The organism is Mycolicibacterium brumae (genome assembly GCF_025215495.1).
Lineage (GTDB): Bacteria > Actinomycetota > Actinomycetes > Mycobacteriales > Mycobacteriaceae > Mycobacterium > Mycobacterium brumae.
Genome location: NZ_CP104302.1, coordinates 985,558 through 1,003,951, shown reverse-complemented (window position 1 = coordinate 1,003,951; position 18,394 = coordinate 985,558). Strand labels below are relative to the sequence as shown.

Sequence of the window (18,394 nt, the reverse complement as noted above, 5' to 3'; positions counted from 1 at the left end):
GCTCGCAACCACTATCCACAAATCAAACACCACACCCCACCACCAAGCGAGGCGACAACCAAGACCCCCAACCACCCACGCCGATCACAACGATCACGCCTGCAGTCGGGAGCCAGCACCCACCCTCAATCCTCACATTCGAGGGGGTGGGCCTGCGGGCCTGTTGTCTCAGGACCCAACAGTGTGTCTGGCGGCACCAGGAAGAACGATCCCCGTTCCCCGGTCAACGTTGGTTTGTCGCGCACCCACCAGCACTCCACTACAGAGAACTGGCATGTATCCCAACCACCGGATCCGTCCCTATAGACGGGGTGGGGGAACCTTTTCGGTATCGGTGCTCCTTAGAAAGGAGGTGATCCAGCCGCACCTTCCGGTACGGCTACCTTGTTACGACTTCGTCCCAATCGCCGATCCCACCTTCGACAGCTCCCTCCCACAAGGGGTTAGGCCACCGGCTTCGGGTGTTACCGACTTTCATGACGTGACGGGCGGTGTGTACAAGGCCCGGGAACGTATTCACCGCAGCGTTGCTGATCTGCGATTACTAGCGACTCCGACTTCACGGGGTCGAGTTGCAGACCCCGATCCGAACTGAGACCGGCTTTAGAAGGATTCGCTCCGCCTTACGGCATCGCAGCCCTTTGTACCGGCCATTGTAGCATGTGTGAAGCCCTGGACATAAGGGGCATGATGACTTGACGTCATCCCCACCTTCCTCCGAGTTGACCCCGGCAGTCTCTCACGAGTCCCCACCATAACGTGCTGGCAACATGAGACAAGGGTTGCGCTCGTTGCGGGACTTAACCCAACATCTCACGACACGAGCTGACGACAGCCATGCACCACCTGCACACAGGCCACAAGGGAAACCACATCTCTGCAGTCGTCCTGTGCATGTCAAACCCAGGTAAGGTTCTTCGCGTTGCATCGAATTAATCCACATGCTCCGCCGCTTGTGCGGGCCCCCGTCAATTCCTTTGAGTTTTAGCCTTGCGGCCGTACTCCCCAGGCGGGGTACTTAATGCGTTAGCTACGGCACGGATCCCAAGGAAGGAAACCCACACCTAGTACCCACCGTTTACGGCGTGGACTACCAGGGTATCTAATCCTGTTCGCTCCCCACGCTTTCGCTCCTCAGCGTCAGTTACTGCCCAGAGACCCGCCTTCGCCACCGGTGTTCCTCCTGATATCTGCGCATTCCACCGCTACACCAGGAATTCCAGTCTCCCCTGCAGTACTCCAGTCTGCCCGTATCGCCCGCACGCCCACAGTTAAGCTGTGAGTTTTCACGGACAACGCGACAAACCACCTACGAGCTCTTTACGCCCAGTAATTCCGGACAACGCTCGCACCCTACGTATTACCGCGGCTGCTGGCACGTAGTTGGCCGGTGCTTCTTCTGTACCTACCGTCACTTGCGCTTCGTCGGTACTGAAAGAGGTTTACAACCCGAAGGCCGTCATCCCCCACGCGGCGTCGCTGCATCAGGCTTGCGCCCATTGTGCAATATTCCCCACTGCTGCCTCCCGTAGGAGTCTGGGCCGTATCTCAGTCCCAGTGTGGCCGGACACCCTCTCAGGCCGGCTACCCGTCGTCGCCTTGGTAGGCCATCACCCCACCAACAAGCTGATAGGCCGCGGGCCCATCCCACACCGCAAAAGCTTTCCCCCACCAACCATGCGATCGATAGGAAATATCCGGTATTAGACCCAGTTTCCCAGGCTTATCCCAGAGTGCAGGGCAGATCACCCACGTGTTACTCACCCGTTCGCCACTAATCCACCCGAAGGCTTCATCGTTCGACTTGCATGTGTTAAGCACGCCGCCAGCGTTCGTCCTGAGCCAGGATCAAACTCTCCAAACAAAAACCCCCGGACAAACCGGGACAGTCTCCAATCAGAAAAACTCGATCAAAGCAAAAAGACACCAAAAACTGGCATCAAAAAAACAAAACCACACCCCAACACGGGGGTATCAGAGCATGGCAAAAAACAACAACAAACAAAAACCACCAAACACACTATTGAGTTCTCAAACAACAGGCTGTCCATCTGTTCCGGGAAGCTCTTCGCTGACCGGTGTTCCGGCGGAGCTTGCGCTCTTCGGAACTCAGACTTTCTGTTTGTCACCCTCTCCGGGGCAACCCGACCAGCTTAAGCCGGAGCGGATCTGGAAGTCAAGTTGAGAGTCGGGGGATCTTTTGTGATCGCCCCCACACTGCGACTTCCTCGTCCTATACTACCCGCTCGATGTCCGCGCCCAAACTCCGCAGGTTCTCCACGAACAGCGGGTAGCCCCGATCGATGTGGTAGACGTCGTGCACCTCGGTCTGACCGTCGGCCACCAACCCGGCCAGCACCAGCCCGGCGCCGGCCCGGATGTCCGAACTCCACACCGGTGCGCTGGAGAGCTGCGGGATCCCGCGGATCACCGCGTGATGGCCGTCGGTCCGGGCGTCGGCGCCCAACCGGATCATCTCCTCGACGAATCGGAACCGCGCTTCGAACACGTTCTCGGTGACCATGGATGTGCCCTCGGCGATCGCGGCGAGCGCGATCGCCATCGGCTGCAGGTCGGTCGGGAAACCCGGGAACGGCAGCGTGGCGACGTTGATGGCCTTGGGCCGCTCGTATTGCACCACGCGGAATGAGTTTTCGGTCTGGGTGACCGTCGCGCCGGCGTCGTGCAGCTTGTGCAACACCAACTGCAGATGCGACGGATCGATGCCGGTCACCGTGACATCCCCGAGCGTCATCGCCGCGGCGATCCCCCAGGTCGCCGCGACAATGCGGTCGCCGATGCATCGGTGCTCGGTCGGGTACAGCTTGTCGACCCCGGTGACGGTCAGCGTCGAGGTGCCCGCGCCATCAATCTGCGCGCCCATTGAGGTGAGCATTTCGCACAGGTCCACGACATCGGGCTCGCGCGCGACGTTGTGGATGATCGTGACACCGTTGGCGAGCACTGCGGCCATCAGGATGTTCTCGGTGGCGCCCACCGACGGAAACTCCAACTGGATCTCGGCGCCGTGCAGCTCATCGGCCTCGGCGACCACACAACCGTGTTCGATCGCGCACCGCGCGCCCAACAACCGCAGGCCGGTCTGGTGCATGTCCAGCGGCCGGGACCCGATCGCGTCGCCGCCGGGCAGCGCGACCCGGGCCCGCTTGCACCGGCCGATCAGCGGTCCGAGCACACACACCGAGGCGCGGAACTGACGCACCGCCGCGAAGTCGGCGTCGTGCTTGGGCTCCTCCGGCGACGTGATCCGGGCGACGTCGCCGTCGAGCTCGACCGTGGCGCCCAGCCCGCGCAGAACCTCCGCCATCAACGGCACGTCCAGGATGTCGGGGCAATTGGAGATGGTGGTGGTGCCCTCGGCCAGCAGGCTGGCCGCCATCAGCTTGAGCACGCTGTTCTTCGCGCCGCCGACGGCGACCGTGCCGGACAGCCGGCTGCCACCGGTCACCACGAAGACGTCGCTCACCCGGAACAGTGTAGTGAGCCCCGGACCGGCGTCGATGCTCACCGGTACCGTTGGCCCATGGCTGTGCACCTGACCCGCATCTACACCCGCACCGGCGATGACGGCACCACCGGTCTCAGCGATTTCTCCCGCGTCCCGAAGAACGATTCCCGGCTGATCGCCTACGCCGACTGCGACGAGGCCAACGCCGCGATCGGCGTGGCGACCGCTCTCGGGGCGCCCGAGCCGCCGATCCGCGAAGTGCTGCGCTGGGTGCAAAACGACCTGTTCGACGCGGGCGCCGACCTGTCCACGCCGGTGGCGCCGGATCCGAAGTACCCGCCGTTGCGCATCACCCAGGACTACATCGACCGGCTGGAGGGCTGGTGCGATGAGTTCAACGAGGGACTGCCCGCGCTGAACTCGTTCATCCTGCCGGGTGGCACAGCGCTGTCGGCCCTGCTGCACACCGCCCGGACGGTGGTGCGTCGAGCCGAGCGTTCGGCGTGGGCCGCGGTGGAGACGCATGGCGACGGTGTCAGCGTGCTGCCGGCGAAGTACCTCAACCGGCTCTCCGACCTGCTATTCATCCTGTCCCGGGTGGCCAATCCCGACGGCGACGTGCTGTGGACGCCCGGCGGAGGAGAAGGACACGCAGGGCAAGCTACGACGAAGGAGTAGTGCAGCCCGGGTAACGCTCAGAAGTCGCGGCGCCGGGCCCGCGGTGACGGCCGCGATTCCCACCAGGACAGGAACGCGGTCAGCGCGCCCCGATCCAGCGCCAACTCGTAGCCGCGCTCGCGGTCGGTGTCGCTGAGTTCCAGCACCACCGTCTCGGGGCCCATGATGTCGAACTCGTCGCCGCGTGGGACTCGTCGGCCCAGCAGCTCCAGACCGCGTCGGCCCAGTCGGCGGTCGGGCCACCAGCGCACGCTGGACAGCTGGTAGAAAACCGCTTCCTCGCCGCGGTAGCGCACCACACCGTGCCGCCAGCCGGCGCCGCCGACGGCCGGGATGTCGCGCATGATCGCGGCGGTGCCGCCTTGGCGCAGCTTCCACAGCCGATAGCCCATGGCCAGCACCATCAGGGCCAAGACGCCGATGAGCACGACCATGACAGTCATGGTCGTGCTCATCGGCGGACTCCCTTCAGACCGTTTCGGGCCGGCTCCTAACCGAGCTGCCCAACGGCGCGCAGTCGGGCGCGGCCATGCGCGGCGACATGCGGATCCTCGCAATCGGCTTCACGCTTGGCCTCGTCGACGTCGATCTCGGAGACCAGCGAGGCCGACTCCACCAGGATGATGACGCCTTCCTCGGTGACCGACATGAACCCACCGTCGACGGCGATGCTCAAGTCGTCTTCACCCTCGCGCTCGATGCGCACGATGCCGTCCTCGACGATCTGCGCGACCAGCGGAATGTGCCGGGGCAGGATGCCGATGTCACCGGCAGTGGTCCGGGTGAAGACGAACGTCGCCTTACCCGACCACAGCTGGCGCTCGACGGCGACGATTTCGACGTCCATTTCAGCCGCCATGAGACACCTCCTTCAATCCGAGGGCAATCACAGCTTGACGCCGAGGCTCTCGGCCTTCTTCGACAGGTCGTCGAGACCGCCGATGAGGAAGAACGCCTGCTCCGGCACGTGGTCGAACTCGCCCTTGGACAGCCGGTCGAACGCCTCGACGGTCTCCTTGAGCGGCACGGTCGAGCCGGGCTGGCCGGTGAACTGCTCGGCGGCCATCATGTTCTGGCTCAGGAAGCGCTCGATGCGACGGGCCCGGTTGACCAGCTGCTTGTCCTCTTCGGACAGCTCGTCGATACCGAGGATGGCGATGATGTCCTGCAGATCCTTGTAGCGCTGCAGGATCCGGATGACTTCCTGGGCGACCCGGTAGTGCTCGTCGCCCACGACCGACGGGTCGAGGATGGTGGAGCTGGAGGCCAGCGGGTCCACGGCCGGGAAGATGCCCTTGGAGAACACCGCGCGGGAGAGCTCGGTGGTGGCGTCCAGGTGCGCGAACGTGGTGGCCGGGGCCGGGTCGGTGTAGTCGTCGGCGGGCACGTACACGGCCTGCATCGAGGTGATGGACCGGCCGCGGGTCGAGGTGATGCGTTCCTGCAGCTCACCCATCTCGTCGGCCAGGGTCGGCTGGTAACCCACCGCCGAAGGCATGCGGCCCAGCAGGGTCGACACCTCGGAACCGGCCTGGGTGAACCGGAAGATGTTGTCGATGAACAGCAGCACGTCCTGGCCGGCCTCGTCGCGGAACCACTCGGCCATGGTCAGCGCGGACAGCGCGACGCGCATACGGGTGCCGGGCGGCTCGTCCATCTGGCCGAACACCAAGGCGGTGTCCTTGAGCACGTTGGCGTCGGCGAGCTCGACCCACAGGTCGTTGCCCTCACGGGTGCGCTCCCCCACCCCGGCGAACACCGAGGTGCCACCGAAGTTGCGCGCGATGCGGTTGATCATCTCCTGGATGAGCACGGTCTTGCCCACGCCCGCGCCGCCGAACAGGGCGATCTTGCCGCCGCGCACGTACGGGGTCAGCAGGTCGACGACCTTCAGGCCGGTCTCCAGCATCTCGGTCCGCGGCTCGAGCTGGTCGAAGGCCGGCGGCTTGCGGTGGATGGACCAGTGCTCGAAGTCCTCGCCGTAGCCGGGCTCGTCCAGGCAGTAGCCCAGCGCGTTGAACACGTGGCCCTTGACCTCGTGGCCGACCGGCACCGAGATCGAGGAACCGGTGTCGGTCACGTCGACACCGCGGACCAGGCCGTCGGTGGGCTGCATGGAGATGGTGCGGACCATGTTGTCACCCAGGTGCTGGGCGACCTCCAGGGTCAGCGTCTTGGCGAGCTCGCCGTAGGTGATGTCGGCGTGCAACGCGTTGAACAGGTTGGGCACCGAACCGCGCGGGAACTCGACGTCGACGACGGGCCCGGTGACCCGTACGACGCGACCGGCGGTCTTGCTCTTCGCTTCAGCGGTGGCAGTCATTCGTATTCGCTCTCTGCTTCTTTATCGGTGGGGCTTAGTCGATGGCGTCGGCCAGGGCGTTCGCGCCGCCGACGATCTCGCTGATTTCCTGGGTGATCTGGGCCTGACGCTCGCGGTTTGCTTCCAGCGTCAGGATCTTGATCAGGTCATCGGCGTTGTCGGTCGCCGACTTCATGGCGCGCCGGCGCGACGCCGACTCCGACGCCGAGGCTTCCAGCAGCGCGGCGTACACGCGAGTGGCGACGTACCGCGGCAGCAGCTCGCCGAACAGGGTGTTGGCGTCCGGCTCGAAGGAGAACAGCGTCTGCGGACCGCTGTGGTCGGCAGCGGTGTCGTCCTCGACGTACTCCACCAGCAGCGGGGCGATCCGGCGTGCCTCCGCCGTCTGCGACAGCATCGACTTGAACTCGGTGAAAACGATGTGGATCTCGTCCACGCCAGTCACGCCGTCGGCGTTGTCGTCCGCGTCGTCCTCGCCCGCCATGAACGCCCCGACCAGGGTCTCGGCGATCTCCCGGGCGTGGCTGAACTTCGGCCGCTCGGAGAAGCCGGTCCAGGACTCCACCACCGGGCGGTCCCGGAAGTTGTAGAAGCCCAGGGCCTTACGGCCGACGACGTAGAGCTGCGGCTCCTTGCCCTGCTCGCGCAGCAGCTTGAGCAGCTCCTCGGCGTGGCGCAGCACGTTGGCGTTGTAGCCACCGCACAGGCCACGGTCCGAGGAGACCACCAGGACGGCGGCCCGGTTGCTCTCCTGCCGCTCGACCAGCAACGGATGGTCCAACGCGCTGTGGCTGGCCAGCAGGGTCAGCATGTGCGTGATCTCCCGGGCATAGGGGCGGGACTGCTCGACCCGCGCCTGTGCCTTGACGATCCGCGATGTGGCGATCAGCTCCTGGGCCTTGGTGATCTTCTTGATCGCCGAGGCCGAGCGGATTCGTCCACGCAGTTCGCGCAGTGTGGCTGCCATGTGGTTACCAGACCCTCCGGTCTACTTCTTGCCGGCCGGCTTGCGGACCTTGACCGTCTCGGCCGACAGCTCGGACTCGTCGAGCGCCTCGACCTCTTCGTCAACCGGCAAGACCGACGAGCCGTCGGTGGCCTGGAAGCTCTTCTTGAACTCCTTGATGGTGGCGACCAGGGTGGCCTCCAGCTCCTCGGAGAGCTTCTTGGTGTCGCGGATCTCGTCGAGGATCTCCGGCTTGGAGGTCTTCACGTGCTCCAGGAACTCGGCCTCGAAGCGCTGCACGTCCTCCACCGGCACCGAGTCCAGGTGGCCCTGGGTGCCGAGGAAGATCGCGATGACCTGCTCCTGCACGGCCATCGGGCTGTGCTGCGGCTGCTTGAGCAGCTCCACCAGGCGCGCGCCGCGCTCCAGCTGAGCCTTCGAGGCCGCGTCCAGATCGGAGGCGAAGGCCGCGAAGGCCTCCAGCTCGCGGTACTGCGACAGGTCCAGACGCAGCGAGCCCGCCACTTCCTTCATCGCCTTGATCTGGGCGGCGCCGCCGACGCGGGACACCGACACACCGACGTTGATGGCCGGACGAACACCCTGGTTGAACAGGTCGGTCTCCAGGAAGCACTGGCCGTCGGTGATGGAGATGACGTTGGTCGGGATGTAGGCCGAGATGTCGTTGGCCTTGGTCTCGATCAGCGGCAGGCCGGTCATCGAACCGCCACCGAGCTCGTCGGACAGCTTCGCGCAGCGCTCCAGCAGGCGGGAGTGCAGGTAGAAGACGTCACCCGGGTAGGCCTCGCGGCCCGGCGGGCGGCGCAGCAGCAGCGAGATGGCGCGGTAGGCCTCGGCCTGCTTGGTCAGGTCGTCGAACACGATCAGGACGTGCTTGCCGTTGTACATCCAGTGCTGACCGATGGTCGAGCCGGTGTACGGGGCCAGCCACTTGAAGCCGGCGGAATCCGAAGCGGGGGCCGCGACGATGGTGGTGTACTCCATCGCGCCACCTTCTTCCAGCGTGCGGCGCACGCTGGCGATGGTGGTGCCCTTCTGGCCGACGGCGACGTACACGCAGCGCACCTGCTGCTTCGGGTCGCCGGTCTCCCAGGCCTCACGCTGGTTCAGGATGGTGTCGACGCAGACCGCGGTCTTACCGGTCTTACGGTCGCCGATGATCAGCTGGCGCTGGCCGCGGCCGATCGGAGTCTGCGAGTCGATCGCCTTGATGCCGGTCTGCAGCGGCTCGGACACCGACTGCCGCTGCACCACCGAGGGGGCCTGCAGCTCGAGGGCGCGACGGGTCTCGGCCTCGATGTCGCCCTTGCCGTCGATCGGCTGGCCGAGCGGGTTGACCACGCGGCCCAGGAAGGCGTCGCCGACCGGAACCGAGAGCACCTCACCGGTCCGCTTGACTTCCTGGCCCTCTTCGATCTTGTCGAAGTCGCCGAGGATAACCGCGCCGACCTCGTGCTCGTCGAGGTTCAGCGCCACCCCGAGCACGCCGCCGGGGAACTCCAGCAGCTCCTGGGTCATCGCCGAGGGCAGGCCCTCGACGTGCGCGATGCCGTCACCGGCGTCGACGACGGTGCCGACCTCTTCACGACCCGAGGCCGGGGTGAACGAAGTTACGTAGTCCTCGATCGCGCCTTCGATGTCAGCAGCCGAGATTGTCAACTCTGCCATGGCTTTTCGTCTTCCTGCCTTTGTTGTCCGTTTAAGTGTCTGGTTGTGCCGGTCAGTCGGGGAGGCCGATGCGGGCCGCCGCCAACCGGGAGGAGATCGCGCCGTCGATGACTTCGTCGGCGACCGTGATGTGCAGACCGCCGAGCAACTCGGGGTCGACATCGAACTTCAGCGCGATCGGATGCCCGTAGATGCGGGACAGGATCGTGGTGAGTCGGGTGCGCTGGGCGTCGGTCAGCGGCGCGGCCGCTGACGCTCGGGCCACCAGCTCGCCGCGGCGGGTCACCGCGACCTCGGCCAGATCGTTGACCACCAGGTCGATGCGCTCGCCGTGGGTCAGTTCGACGGCCTGGGCCAGCAGCTCCCGGGTCACCTGGTGGGTGCTGCCGCCGCGATTGAGCACGTCGTCCAGCAGCGCCAGGCGCGATTCGACCGGCTGACCGTAGTCGCTGAGCATCTGGGTCAGGTCCGGCGAGCTGTCCAGCGCCCGTCCGACCCGGAACAGCTCGTCCTCGACCCGCTCGCCGGCGCCCAGGCGCTCGGCCCGCACCAGCAGCACGACCTGCGCCAGGTAGATGAACGCGGGGCCCAGATCCTGCTCGGAGGACCAACGCGCGGCCCCGGCGGTCTGCAGCAGCTCGGCGGTCTTGGCGCCCACCTTGCCGCCGAACACCCGGTCGATCAGGGTCCGCTTGGCGCCCGGGTCGTCGGCCGGGTTGCTCAGCACCCGGCTCAGGTTGCGGTTGGCGCGCAGCAGCTGGCCGACCGCGCCGAGCTCGTCGGCGAAGCCGACCAGCCCTTCGGTGTCGACGGTGTTGCTGACGGACTCGAACTTCGAAACCAGGGCGTCGACCGCGGCGCGGCTGGAGGACTTCAGGTTCAGCGAGACGCTGCTGGGCAGCGGCGCGGAACCGGCCGCCATCGAATCCAGCTCGTCGAGGTAGCGGTCGACCGTCGCCGCCTGCGCGGCGGGGTCGGCCACATGTGCCCGGACGATCTCCTCGGCCCGGTTGACCGCGTCGGCGCCCAGGGAGCCGCGCAGTGCTCGGATCTGCTGGGCCCGCATGCTCTCGATCTGCGAGGCGCCCAGAGCCTTGATCCGGTCCGCGTCGCTGACCGCCTGCTCACCGAGCTGCTCGGCGATCCGGATCGAGTCGGACTGCGCGTCCGTCCGGATCCGCTCGCCCTCGGTCTGCGCGTCAGCGAGCATCTGGGCCTTGGTCTGGTCAGCGTTGGCCAGCTTGTCCGCGGCGGTCTTGCTCTCCGCCAGTGAGACCCTGATGGCTTCCTGCTGCTTGGCCATCAGCCCGCCGATCAGCGGGAACACATACTTGACGGCCAAGTACGCCAGGATCGCGAAACCGATCAGCTGGCCGATGAATGTCGACATCTAGCGACTCCCGCCGGTTGCCGCACCATCGATGCCGAGGATGCGGTTGGCCAATGTCTGCGAAAGACCGTCCACCGAGGTGTTGAGCTCGGCGGAGGCGGCCTCCGCGTTCTGCGAAAGCTCGTCGCCGGCGGCGGCGAGCGTCTGTGCCACCTCGCCGTTGGCCGCCGTGCGCGCCGCGTCGACGGCCTCCCGGCCGGCGGCGCGAGCCTCGTCACGGATGGCCGAGGCCTCGCCGCGCGCTTCGGCCAGAGCGGCCTCACGTTCGGCTTCGGCGGCCGCCACCTGGTCGACCGCCAACTTGTTGTCGGCGGCGGTCTTGGCCAGCATGGCCTCGCGCTGGGCGAGGACCGCGCTGACCGGCGGCACAACCCACTTCGCGATCACGCCGAGCACGACCAGGAAGATGAACAGGCAGACGAAGAAGGTTCCGTTGGGGATCAGGAAGTTGTCCTGACCCCCCTCCTCCGCCGCGAGGATGGTTGCGCTCAAGTCACCCATGCTGGTTTACGACAGGCCCGGGGTGGCGAAGACGAACAGCGCCATGAAGGCCAGGTTGATGAAGTACGCGGCCTCCACCAGACCCACGGTGATGAAGAACGGGGTGAACAGGCGGCCCTGGGCCTCCGGCTGACGGGCGATGCCCGAGATCAGCGCGTTGCCCGCGATGCCGTCACCGACGCCGGCGCCGATGGCGCCGCCCGCCATGATGAGGCCACCGCCGATGAGGGCGCCCTGGATGATGGTGGCGTTCGTTGCTGCGTCGGCCATTCCTATTTCCTCCTTGATAGCTGACAGGTGCTGTCAGGTCTGTTGTGATGCGGTTGGTTCAGGTCGTGCGGTTGGTTCTGGGTACTGCGGTCAGTGGCCGGCTTTGGCCGCTTCCTCTTCCTCGTGATGGATCTCCATCGCCTGGCCGAAGTACAGAATCGTCAGCAGGGCGAAGATGAAGGCCTGGATGAGGCCGACGAACAGGTCGAAGCCCTTCCAGATGGCGTTGGGCAGCCACATGATCCAGGTCGGGAACAGCGCGATCAGGCTCAGCATGATGCCGCCGGCGAACAGGTTGCCGAACAGACGCAGCGACAGCGAGATCGGCTTCGCGATTTCCTCGACGATGTTGATCGGGGCGAGGACCGCGACGTGGCCCTTCAGCAGCGCGACCGGGTGGCCGACCACGCCGCGGCGCCAGATGCCCGCGGTGTGGTAGCAGATGAAGACGAACAGCGCGAGCGCCAGCACGAAGTTGATGTCGGAGGCCGGCGGCTTCAGCAGCTCGTGGGTCGCGCCGGTGGAATCGGAGTACTGCACGGGCAGCACACCGAGCCAGTTGGCGGTCAGGATGTAGACGAACAGGGTGACGGCCAGTGGGAGCACGAACGGCGCGATCTTCATGCCGATGGCGCTCTCGATCTGATCGCGCGCCTGGATGGTGATCGCTTCCCAGAACAGCTGGATCTTGCCGGGCACGTCGGTGGCGGTCACCTGAGACTTCAGGATGAACGCCAGGATCAACACGATGACGCCGGCGACAGCCGACGCGATCACGGTGTCGCCGTGGATCGTCATGCCGAACAAGTGCCAGATCGGAGCGTGGTAGCCGACGTGAATCGCGGCCTCGGCGACGAGTGTCTCTGTCATCAGCGGATCAATCCTTCTGTCTTCATCCGTCGTGGGATACGTCGGCGGCGCCGGTGTCACCGGCGCCCGCGCGCAGCTTCTTCAGTACCGGCAGGGACGTGCTGATCACCAGCAGAGCTTCGAACAGCGCCAGGCCGAACGGGGTGCCGAGCCCGACCGGCTTGAAGTACCAGGCCATGAACAGCGCGATCGCGCCGAACACCAGCAGGCGGGTCGCGGAGTTGACCGCCATCTTGGCCTTGAGCGGATGCTCCTCATTGGTGATGGAGGTGACCGCGTGGCGCACCAACAGCGCATTGATGAGGCCGAGCAACAGACCGAACGCGAAGAAGGCGCCGAACAGGGGGGCGCCCATCCAGGTCGCGACACCGGTGACCACGCCGGCGATCACCAGGCAGACCACGCCGAGGCGGGCGGGACGAAACGCAACGGCCGGCAGAACGAAGGGCGCGTCTTGCGCTGGCGTCGTCACTGCTCCACCTCATCGTCGGGACCGTCGCAGAGCACCGGGATTCCGGTCCGTGCCCGAAGAGCGTATCGGAGGGCTGCGGACTCCCTGTAGTCACCCAAGCGGGCGGTCCCCTTTGTCGGTCGTGATCCGGCTCTTTTCGGCGAATCGCCGATCGGCCGGGGCCGGCAACCCGCGGTGTTCCCGCGGGTTCTGCCAGAACCGTACCACATGGTAGAGGCCCGAAATCACCCCCTACTACGTCTCGTCGTAGTAGCCTGCGCGATCCCGGATCTAGAGCCCCCGGGTGCTCCAGTCATACGGCTCCTCGCCGCCGCGGCGCAGCAGCGGGATAAGGGTGACCACCACCGCCACCGCGATCGCGGCGAGCATCACCGCGCCGGTGTAGCGCGGTGGCACGAAGATAGTGCTGGCCGCGCCGAGGGCGATGATCCCGACCCATAGGTAGATCAGCAGCACCACCTTGCGGTGCGAGTGGCCGATCTCCAGCAGCCGGTGATGCAGGTGCATCTTGTCGGGGCTGAACGGGCTGCGGCCGGCGCGGGTGCGCCGCACGATCGCCATCAGCATGTCCAGGGCGGGCACCGCCATCACCGCGACCACCAGAAGGAACGGCGACAGCAGCGCGAAGACGTCCCGGGCGCCGTAGGCGTTCTGCGAGATCGGGCCGGCGGCCGTCGTCGACGCCGCGGCCAGCATCAGCCCGATCAACATCGAGCCGGAGTCGCCCATGAAGATCTTGGCCCGGTGGAAGTTGTGCGGCAGGAAGCCCAGGCAGGCGCCCGCCAGCACCACCGAGATGACGGCCGGCGGATAGAACAGCACGTCGCCGCCGTGATCGCGGAGCAGCCCCACCGAGAACACGCAGATCGCCAGCGCGGTGATCAGGCCCAGTCCCGCGGCCAGCCCGTCGAGACCGTCGACGAAGTTCATCGCGTTGACGATGGACACCGTCAACGCCAGGGTCAGCAGGATCGACGCGGTCTGGTCCAGCACGATGGTGCCGATGCCGGGGATGTAGAGCACACTCCAGGCCACGCCCATGGTGACCAGCACGCTGGCCGCGGTGATCTGACCGGCGAACTTGGTCAGCGCGTCCAGACCCCAGCGGTCGTCGATCAGACCGATGGCCATGATGATGCCGCCGGCGACGAGCACCGCGGGCATGCCGGTGGAATAGACGAACCCGCGGGTCAGCGCGGGCAGCTGGGAGGCCAGAAACACCCCGGCCGCCACGCCGAGGTACATCGCCAGCCCGCCCATCCGGGGCACCGGGACGACGTGCACGTCGCGCTCCCGCGGGTGGGCGACCGCGCCGATGCGGATCGCGAACGCCCGCACCGGGCCGGTCGCGAAGTAGGTGATGATGGCCGCGGCCAGCCCCACCAGCGCCAGCTCGCGCAGCGGCACGCCGGCGCCGCGGTCGGCCAGCGCCAGCAGTCCCGACGCCAACGCGTCAGTGGAACCTGGGCTGGACATTGCTTGAACCGTACTGCACCGCATTACGCGTGCAGCGACTCCGGCGTGACGCCGAGGACCTCGGCGATCCGGGCGGCCGGAACCGGCCCCGGGCGCAGGATCCGCGGGGTCGGCCCGGTCAGGTCGACGATGGTGGACGCGGCCCGACGGGCCGCCGGTCCCCCGTCCAGGTAGACCGACACCAGCTCGCCGAGCTGACGCTGGGCCTCGCCGACCTCGACGGCCGGGGTCTGCCCGGAGATATTGGCGCTGGAGACCGCCATCGGCCCGACCTCGCGCAGCAGTTCGATGGCGACCGGGTGCAGCGGCATCCGCACCATCACCGTCCCGTCGGAGTCGCCGAGGTCCCATTGCAGCGACGGGACCTGACGCACCACCAGGCTCAGGGCGCCCGGCCAGAACGCCTCGATCAGCTCGCGGGCCGCCGACGGCACCGGATAGACCAGTCCGTCGATGGTCTGCCACGAGCCGACCAGCACCGGCACCGGCATGTCCCGGCCGCGGCCCTTGGCGGCCAGCAGCGCGGCGACGGCGTCGGCGTCGAAGGCGTCGGCGCCGATCCCGTACACGGTGTCGGTCGGCAGCACCACCAGCTCACCGTCGCGGGCGGCGGACGCGGCCGCGGCGATGCCCCGGCTGCGCTGCTGCGGGTCGCCGCAGTCGAATACCTGGCTCATCATTCTCGCTCGCCTCCGTTGCGCGCTCGCACGGCCGTGACGAACCTCGGCCTGCCGGTCAGATCTGTTCGGGCCACGATGTCATCGAACACCCCGGCGTCGCGCAGCACCGCGACGGTGGCCTCCGCAGTGGTGTCGTCATGCTCGACGCCGATCGCGCCGCCGGGGCGAAGCAACCGCGCCGCCACCGCGGCGAGCGGGCCGATCACCGACATGCCGTCGGGCCCGCCGAACAGCGCGCGGTCCGGGTCTGCGGCCGCCTCGGCAGGCAGCGCGGCGCCGTCGGGAATGTAGGGCGGGTTGCAGACCAGCAGGTCCACCCGGCCGTTCAACTCGCCGAGCAACCCGGGATCGGTCGCGTCGGCGTCCAGCACGGTCACGTTCGGGTACGGCTCGGCGTTGCGGCGGGTGTAGGCCAGGGCCGCCGGGCTGTTCTCCACCAGCCACACCCGCGCGTCCGGGTGGTGGTGGGCCAGGGCCAGTCCGAGGGCCCCGCTGCCGGCGCACAGGTCGACGGCCACCGCCGGGTTCGACGAAGAGGCCCGGCGCGATGACGCCACCGGGTTCGAGGCCTCGACGCCCAGCGCCCATTCCAGCAGCGCCTCGGTCTCCGGCCGCGGGACGAACACTCCCGGCCCGACGCGCAGCGTCAGCGGTCCGAACGCGGCGTAGCCGGTGAGGTGCTGCAGCGGGGCGCGGGCGGCGCGGGCGTCGATCAGCTGGCGGTAGCAGTCGGCGACGTGGGTGTCCGGGGTGTGGCCGGTGACCGCCCAAACGGCGATCCGGCTGCGGTCGACACCGGCGGCGTGTGCGGCCAGCAACTCGGCGTCGGCCCGCGGCGAGTCCACCCCCGCGGCGGCCAGGGTGGCTTCGGCGGCGGAGATCAGCTCCCGGATCGGGGCCGGCACTTACGCCTGCTGCAGCCGGGCCTGCTTGTCGGCGGCGGCCAGCGCCTCCAGCAGGGCGTCGAGGTCCCCGGCGAGCACCTGGTCGAGGTTGTGCGCCTTGAAGTTGATCCGGTGGTCGGCGATCCGGTTCTCCGGGAAGTTGTAGGTCCGGATGCGTTCGCTGCGGTCCACGGTGCGGATCTGGCTGGCCCGATCGGCCGACGCGTCGGCCTGGGCCTGCTCCTCGGCCAGCGCCTGCAGCCGTGCCGCGAGCACCTGCATGGCACGGGCCTTGTTCTGCAGCTGGGAGCGTTCGTTCTGGCAGGTCACCACGATCCCGGTGGGCAGGTGCGTGATCCGCACCGCCGAGTCGGTGGTGTTGACGCCCTGGCCGCCCTTGCCGGAGGACCGGTAGACGTCGATGCGCAGGTCCGACTCGTCGATCTGCACCTGCTCGACCTCGTCGGGCTCGGGGTACACCAGCACCCCGGCGGCCGAGGTGTGCACCCGGCCCTGCGACTCGGTGACGGGCACCCGCTGCACCCGGTGCACGCCGCCCTCGAACTTCAGCCGCGACCAGACGCCGTCGGGCGAGTCGCCCTTGCTGGAGATGGCCAGCGTGGCGTCCTTGTAGCCGCCCAGGTCGGAGGTGGTCTCGTCGAGGATGGTGACGTTCCAGCCCTGGCGCTCGGCGAAGCGGATGTACATCCGGGCCAGGTCGGCGGCGAACAGCGCGGACTCCTCGCCGCCCTCGCCGGACTTGACCTCCAGCACGATGTCGTCGCCGTCGTGCGGATCCCGCGGGGCCAGCATGTCGGTCAGCGCGGTGTCCAGCTCGGCGATCTGCTGCTCCAGCGCGGGCACCTCGTCGGCGAAGGACGGGTCGTCGGCGGCCAACTCGCGGGCAGCCTCCAGGTCGCCGCGGGCGGCCTCCAGCTTGCGGTGGGTCGCAGCGATCGGCGCGAGCTGAGCGAATCGGCGGCCGGCCTTGCGAGCCGCGGCCGGGTCGGCGTGCAGCGCCGGGTCGGCCAGCCGTGACTCCAGTTCGGCGTGCTCGGCCAGCAGCGCGTCAATCGCCGGTGCGCTCTGCGTCATCGCGGCCTCCTGGCTGCTGTGTGGTTCTGGACCCGGACATGACACCGGCGCCCGGCCGGTCGCGTGATGCGACGGCAACGGGCGCCGGGGACATTGCTAGCTGTCGGCTTCGGCCTTGGCAGTGCGCTTGCCGTAGCGCTTCTCGAAGCGCGCGACGCGGCCGCCCGAGTCCAGGATCTTCTGCTTGCCGGTGTAGAACGGGTGGCACTGCGAGCACACCTCGACCACAATGTGGCCGCTGTCCTTGGTGCTGCGGGTGGTGAAGTTGTTCCCGCAACCGCAGACCACGGTGGTCTCTTTGTACTCGGGATGGATGCCGCTTTTCATGGTGTCCTCTGCAATCGTTGGCCGCCGGGTCGCCCGAACTGACCTGGGGTAATTGGGCGTGAACCGGAACCTGAGGTGGTCGACGGTGAATTATGCCAGGTCACCCGTCGCTCCCCCAAAACGCGTCCGGGCCGCCGGATGTTCCCGACCGCGAAAATCACCGCGCGAGAGGGCCCCGGGCGGGTGCTAGTTTTGCGCAGTCGCGCAGTCGCTCCGGGGAGGGAATCAGTGAACGTTCTCAAGCGCATCGGAATCATCCTGGTGTCATTGGTCATCGTCGCCGTGGTGCGGCACTACTGGCAGGAGCGCAGCGCCAAATCGAGCGCCGACAAGGAACTCGACAGCTATTCGGTGGGCGAGTGCGTGACGATGGCCAAATCCGACGAAGGCGTCGGGAACGTCGAACTGACCAAGGCGGACTGCGGCACAGACCCCAGCTACACCGTCGCCAGCCGGATCGGGGCCGACGAGAAGTGCCCGAGCGAGCACTACTCCGAGTACAGCCTCAGCGTGAACTACGAGACCACCGGCAAGTTGTGCCTGGTGGAGAACCTTGTTGTGGGCCACTGCTACGAGTCCGAGTTCATGACCAACATCACCAAGCTCAACGCGGACTGCCGGGGTGGGCTGTCCAGCTCCAATCCGTTCCGGGTGGTCGACCGGTCCGAGACCGCCGACGCGCCGTGCCCGGCGGACAGCACCGCCGTGAGCTTCGCCGACCCGGCGCGCACCTACTGCCTGGCGCCGCTGGAGACGATCTAGCGCGATCGGTGTGGCAGGCCTGGGGCGAAGTCGAGCCCGCCCAGGCCGGCCAACAGGTCCGCGGTCCATCGCGCCTGGGCCTGGAACACTGCCGCCCACAGCTCCAAAAGGTGCGCCGCGTGCGGTGGCTGCGCGGCGTCGGGCCACTGCGGTTTCATCGCCACCAGGTCGATCGCGATCTGCTCCACCGTCTGCAACCGCTCGGTGAGCAGGTCTCGGACCCGCGGCTCCGACAGTTGCCGCATGAACGCGACGCCCGCTCCGAACTCCTCGATGTCGGGGTTTCGCAGCGCCTCCTCGAGCAGTTCGAAGAACTCCCGCTCCCCCACCTCGGTCAATCGGTAGCCGGTCCTGGCCGGGCCCCGGGCGCTGGCCGGAGGTCCAACGGCCGTCAGCCGCTGCTCTCGCGCCAGCTGTTTGACGGCGTGATAGATCGACGGCGGTTTCACCGCCGTCCAGGTGTCCACCCGCCAGGACATCAGCTCGCGGTGGACGGCGTAACCGTGCGCCTCGCCGTGCGCGCGGATCACGCCGAGCACCAGCAACCGGACCGCGGACACGA

General features: G+C 67.3%; 19 protein-coding genes and 1 rRNA gene. 2 read left to right on the top strand and 18 right to left on the bottom strand.

The features are described 5' to 3' along the window. Positions 1 to 345 precede the first annotated feature (345 nt). Positions 346 to 1,864, bottom strand: a 16S ribosomal RNA gene (locus L2Z93_RS05090). Between the two features lie 369 nt (positions 1,865 to 2,233). After that, complete coding sequence (gene murA, locus L2Z93_RS05085; RefSeq protein ID WP_090586742.1) at positions 2,234 to 3,487, bottom strand: UDP-N-acetylglucosamine 1-carboxyvinyltransferase; 1,254 nt, start codon at positions 3,485 to 3,487, stop codon at positions 2,234 to 2,236. 57 nt (positions 3,488 to 3,544) lie between these two features. Here murA and L2Z93_RS05080 point away from each other — a divergent pair, with 57 nt between their 5' ends. Further along, entirely contained in the window at positions 3,545 to 4,147 is a 603-nt protein-coding gene (locus L2Z93_RS05080) for a cob(I)yrinic acid a,c-diamide adenosyltransferase (protein ID WP_090586743.1), read from the top strand. A 17-nt stretch (positions 4,148 to 4,164) separates the two neighbouring features. Here the strand turns inward: L2Z93_RS05080 and L2Z93_RS05075 are convergent, their stop codons facing one another. From L2Z93_RS05075 to rpmE, 15 genes are all read right to left on the bottom strand, one after another. Beyond that, on the bottom strand, positions 4,165 to 4,602 hold the full coding sequence (locus L2Z93_RS05075; RefSeq protein WP_090586746.1) for a DUF2550 domain-containing protein: 438 nt from the start codon (positions 4,600 to 4,602) through the stop codon (positions 4,165 to 4,167). Between the two features lie 35 nt (positions 4,603 to 4,637). Next, entirely contained in the window at positions 4,638 to 5,006 is a 369-nt protein-coding gene (locus L2Z93_RS05070; protein ID WP_234786025.1) for a F0F1 ATP synthase subunit epsilon, read from the bottom strand. Positions 5,007 to 5,033: 27 nt separating this feature from the next. Then, complete coding sequence (gene atpD, locus L2Z93_RS05065; protein ID WP_090586750.1) at positions 5,034 to 6,470, bottom strand: F0F1 ATP synthase subunit beta; 1,437 nt, start codon at positions 6,468 to 6,470, stop codon at positions 5,034 to 5,036. Positions 6,471 to 6,504: 34 nt separating this feature from the next. Next, on the bottom strand, positions 6,505 to 7,437 hold the full coding sequence (locus L2Z93_RS05060) for a F0F1 ATP synthase subunit gamma (RefSeq protein WP_090586753.1): 933 nt from the start codon (positions 7,435 to 7,437) through the stop codon (positions 6,505 to 6,507). A 21-nt stretch (positions 7,438 to 7,458) separates the two neighbouring features. Beyond that, positions 7,459 to 9,105 carry a F0F1 ATP synthase subunit alpha gene (atpA, locus tag L2Z93_RS05055; protein WP_090586756.1) on the bottom strand — a complete coding sequence of 549 codons (1,647 nt, stop codon included), beginning with the start codon at positions 9,103 to 9,105 and terminating at the stop codon, positions 7,459 to 7,461. 52 nt (positions 9,106 to 9,157) lie between these two features. Beyond that, the gene (locus tag L2Z93_RS05050) at positions 9,158 to 10,495 is read right to left on the bottom strand and encodes a F0F1 ATP synthase subunit B/delta (protein WP_090586759.1); all 1,338 of its coding nucleotides are present in this window, start codon (positions 10,493 to 10,495) and stop codon (positions 9,158 to 9,160) included. After that, the gene (locus tag L2Z93_RS05045) at positions 10,496 to 10,996 is read right to left on the bottom strand and encodes a F0F1 ATP synthase subunit B (protein WP_090586761.1); all 501 of its coding nucleotides are present in this window, start codon (positions 10,994 to 10,996) and stop codon (positions 10,496 to 10,498) included. It lies immediately after the preceding gene. 6 nt (positions 10,997 to 11,002) lie between these two features. Then, the gene (locus L2Z93_RS05040) at positions 11,003 to 11,266 is read right to left on the bottom strand and encodes a F0F1 ATP synthase subunit C (RefSeq protein WP_090586765.1); all 264 of its coding nucleotides are present in this window, start codon (positions 11,264 to 11,266) and stop codon (positions 11,003 to 11,005) included. A gap of 90 nt (positions 11,267 to 11,356) precedes the next feature. Next, complete coding sequence (atpB, locus tag L2Z93_RS05035; RefSeq protein WP_090586768.1) at positions 11,357 to 12,136, bottom strand: F0F1 ATP synthase subunit A; 780 nt, start codon at positions 12,134 to 12,136, stop codon at positions 11,357 to 11,359. Positions 12,137 to 12,158: 22 nt separating this feature from the next. Then, entirely contained in the window at positions 12,159 to 12,608 is a 450-nt protein-coding gene (locus tag L2Z93_RS05030; protein WP_090586771.1) for a hypothetical protein, read from the bottom strand. Between the two features lie 270 nt (positions 12,609 to 12,878). Next, entirely contained in the window at positions 12,879 to 14,084 is a 1,206-nt protein-coding gene (locus L2Z93_RS05025; RefSeq protein WP_090586773.1) for a glycosyltransferase family 4 protein, read from the bottom strand. 23 nt (positions 14,085 to 14,107) lie between these two features. Then, entirely contained in the window at positions 14,108 to 14,761 is a 654-nt protein-coding gene (locus tag L2Z93_RS05020) for an L-threonylcarbamoyladenylate synthase (RefSeq protein WP_090586776.1), read from the bottom strand. Continuing rightward, positions 14,761 to 15,669 (bottom strand): peptide chain release factor N(5)-glutamine methyltransferase, encoded by a 909-nt coding sequence (gene prmC, locus L2Z93_RS05015; protein ID WP_234786026.1) that lies wholly within the window; start codon positions 15,667 to 15,669, stop codon positions 14,761 to 14,763. The genes L2Z93_RS05020 and prmC overlap by 1 nt, the downstream gene beginning before the upstream one ends. Beyond that, on the bottom strand, positions 15,670 to 16,743 hold the full coding sequence (gene prfA / locus L2Z93_RS05010) for a peptide chain release factor 1 (protein WP_090586778.1): 1,074 nt from the start codon (positions 16,741 to 16,743) through the stop codon (positions 15,670 to 15,672). A gap of 96 nt (positions 16,744 to 16,839) precedes the next feature. Further along, a complete protein-coding gene (gene rpmE, locus L2Z93_RS05005) occupies positions 16,840 to 17,070 on the bottom strand; it encodes a 50S ribosomal protein L31 (protein ID WP_090586780.1) in 231 nt (76 codons plus the stop codon). A gap of 228 nt (positions 17,071 to 17,298) precedes the next feature. Here rpmE and L2Z93_RS05000 point away from each other — a divergent pair, with 228 nt between their 5' ends. Further along, the gene (locus L2Z93_RS05000) at positions 17,299 to 17,832 is read left to right on the top strand and encodes a hypothetical protein (RefSeq protein WP_090586783.1); all 534 of its coding nucleotides are present in this window, start codon (positions 17,299 to 17,301) and stop codon (positions 17,830 to 17,832) included. Here L2Z93_RS05000 and L2Z93_RS04995 read toward each other — a convergent pair. After that, entirely contained in the window at positions 17,829 to 18,392 is a 564-nt protein-coding gene (locus L2Z93_RS04995) for a PadR family transcriptional regulator (protein ID WP_090586786.1), read from the bottom strand. The genes L2Z93_RS05000 and L2Z93_RS04995 overlap by 4 nt on opposite strands. Positions 18,393 to 18,394 lie beyond the last annotated feature (2 nt).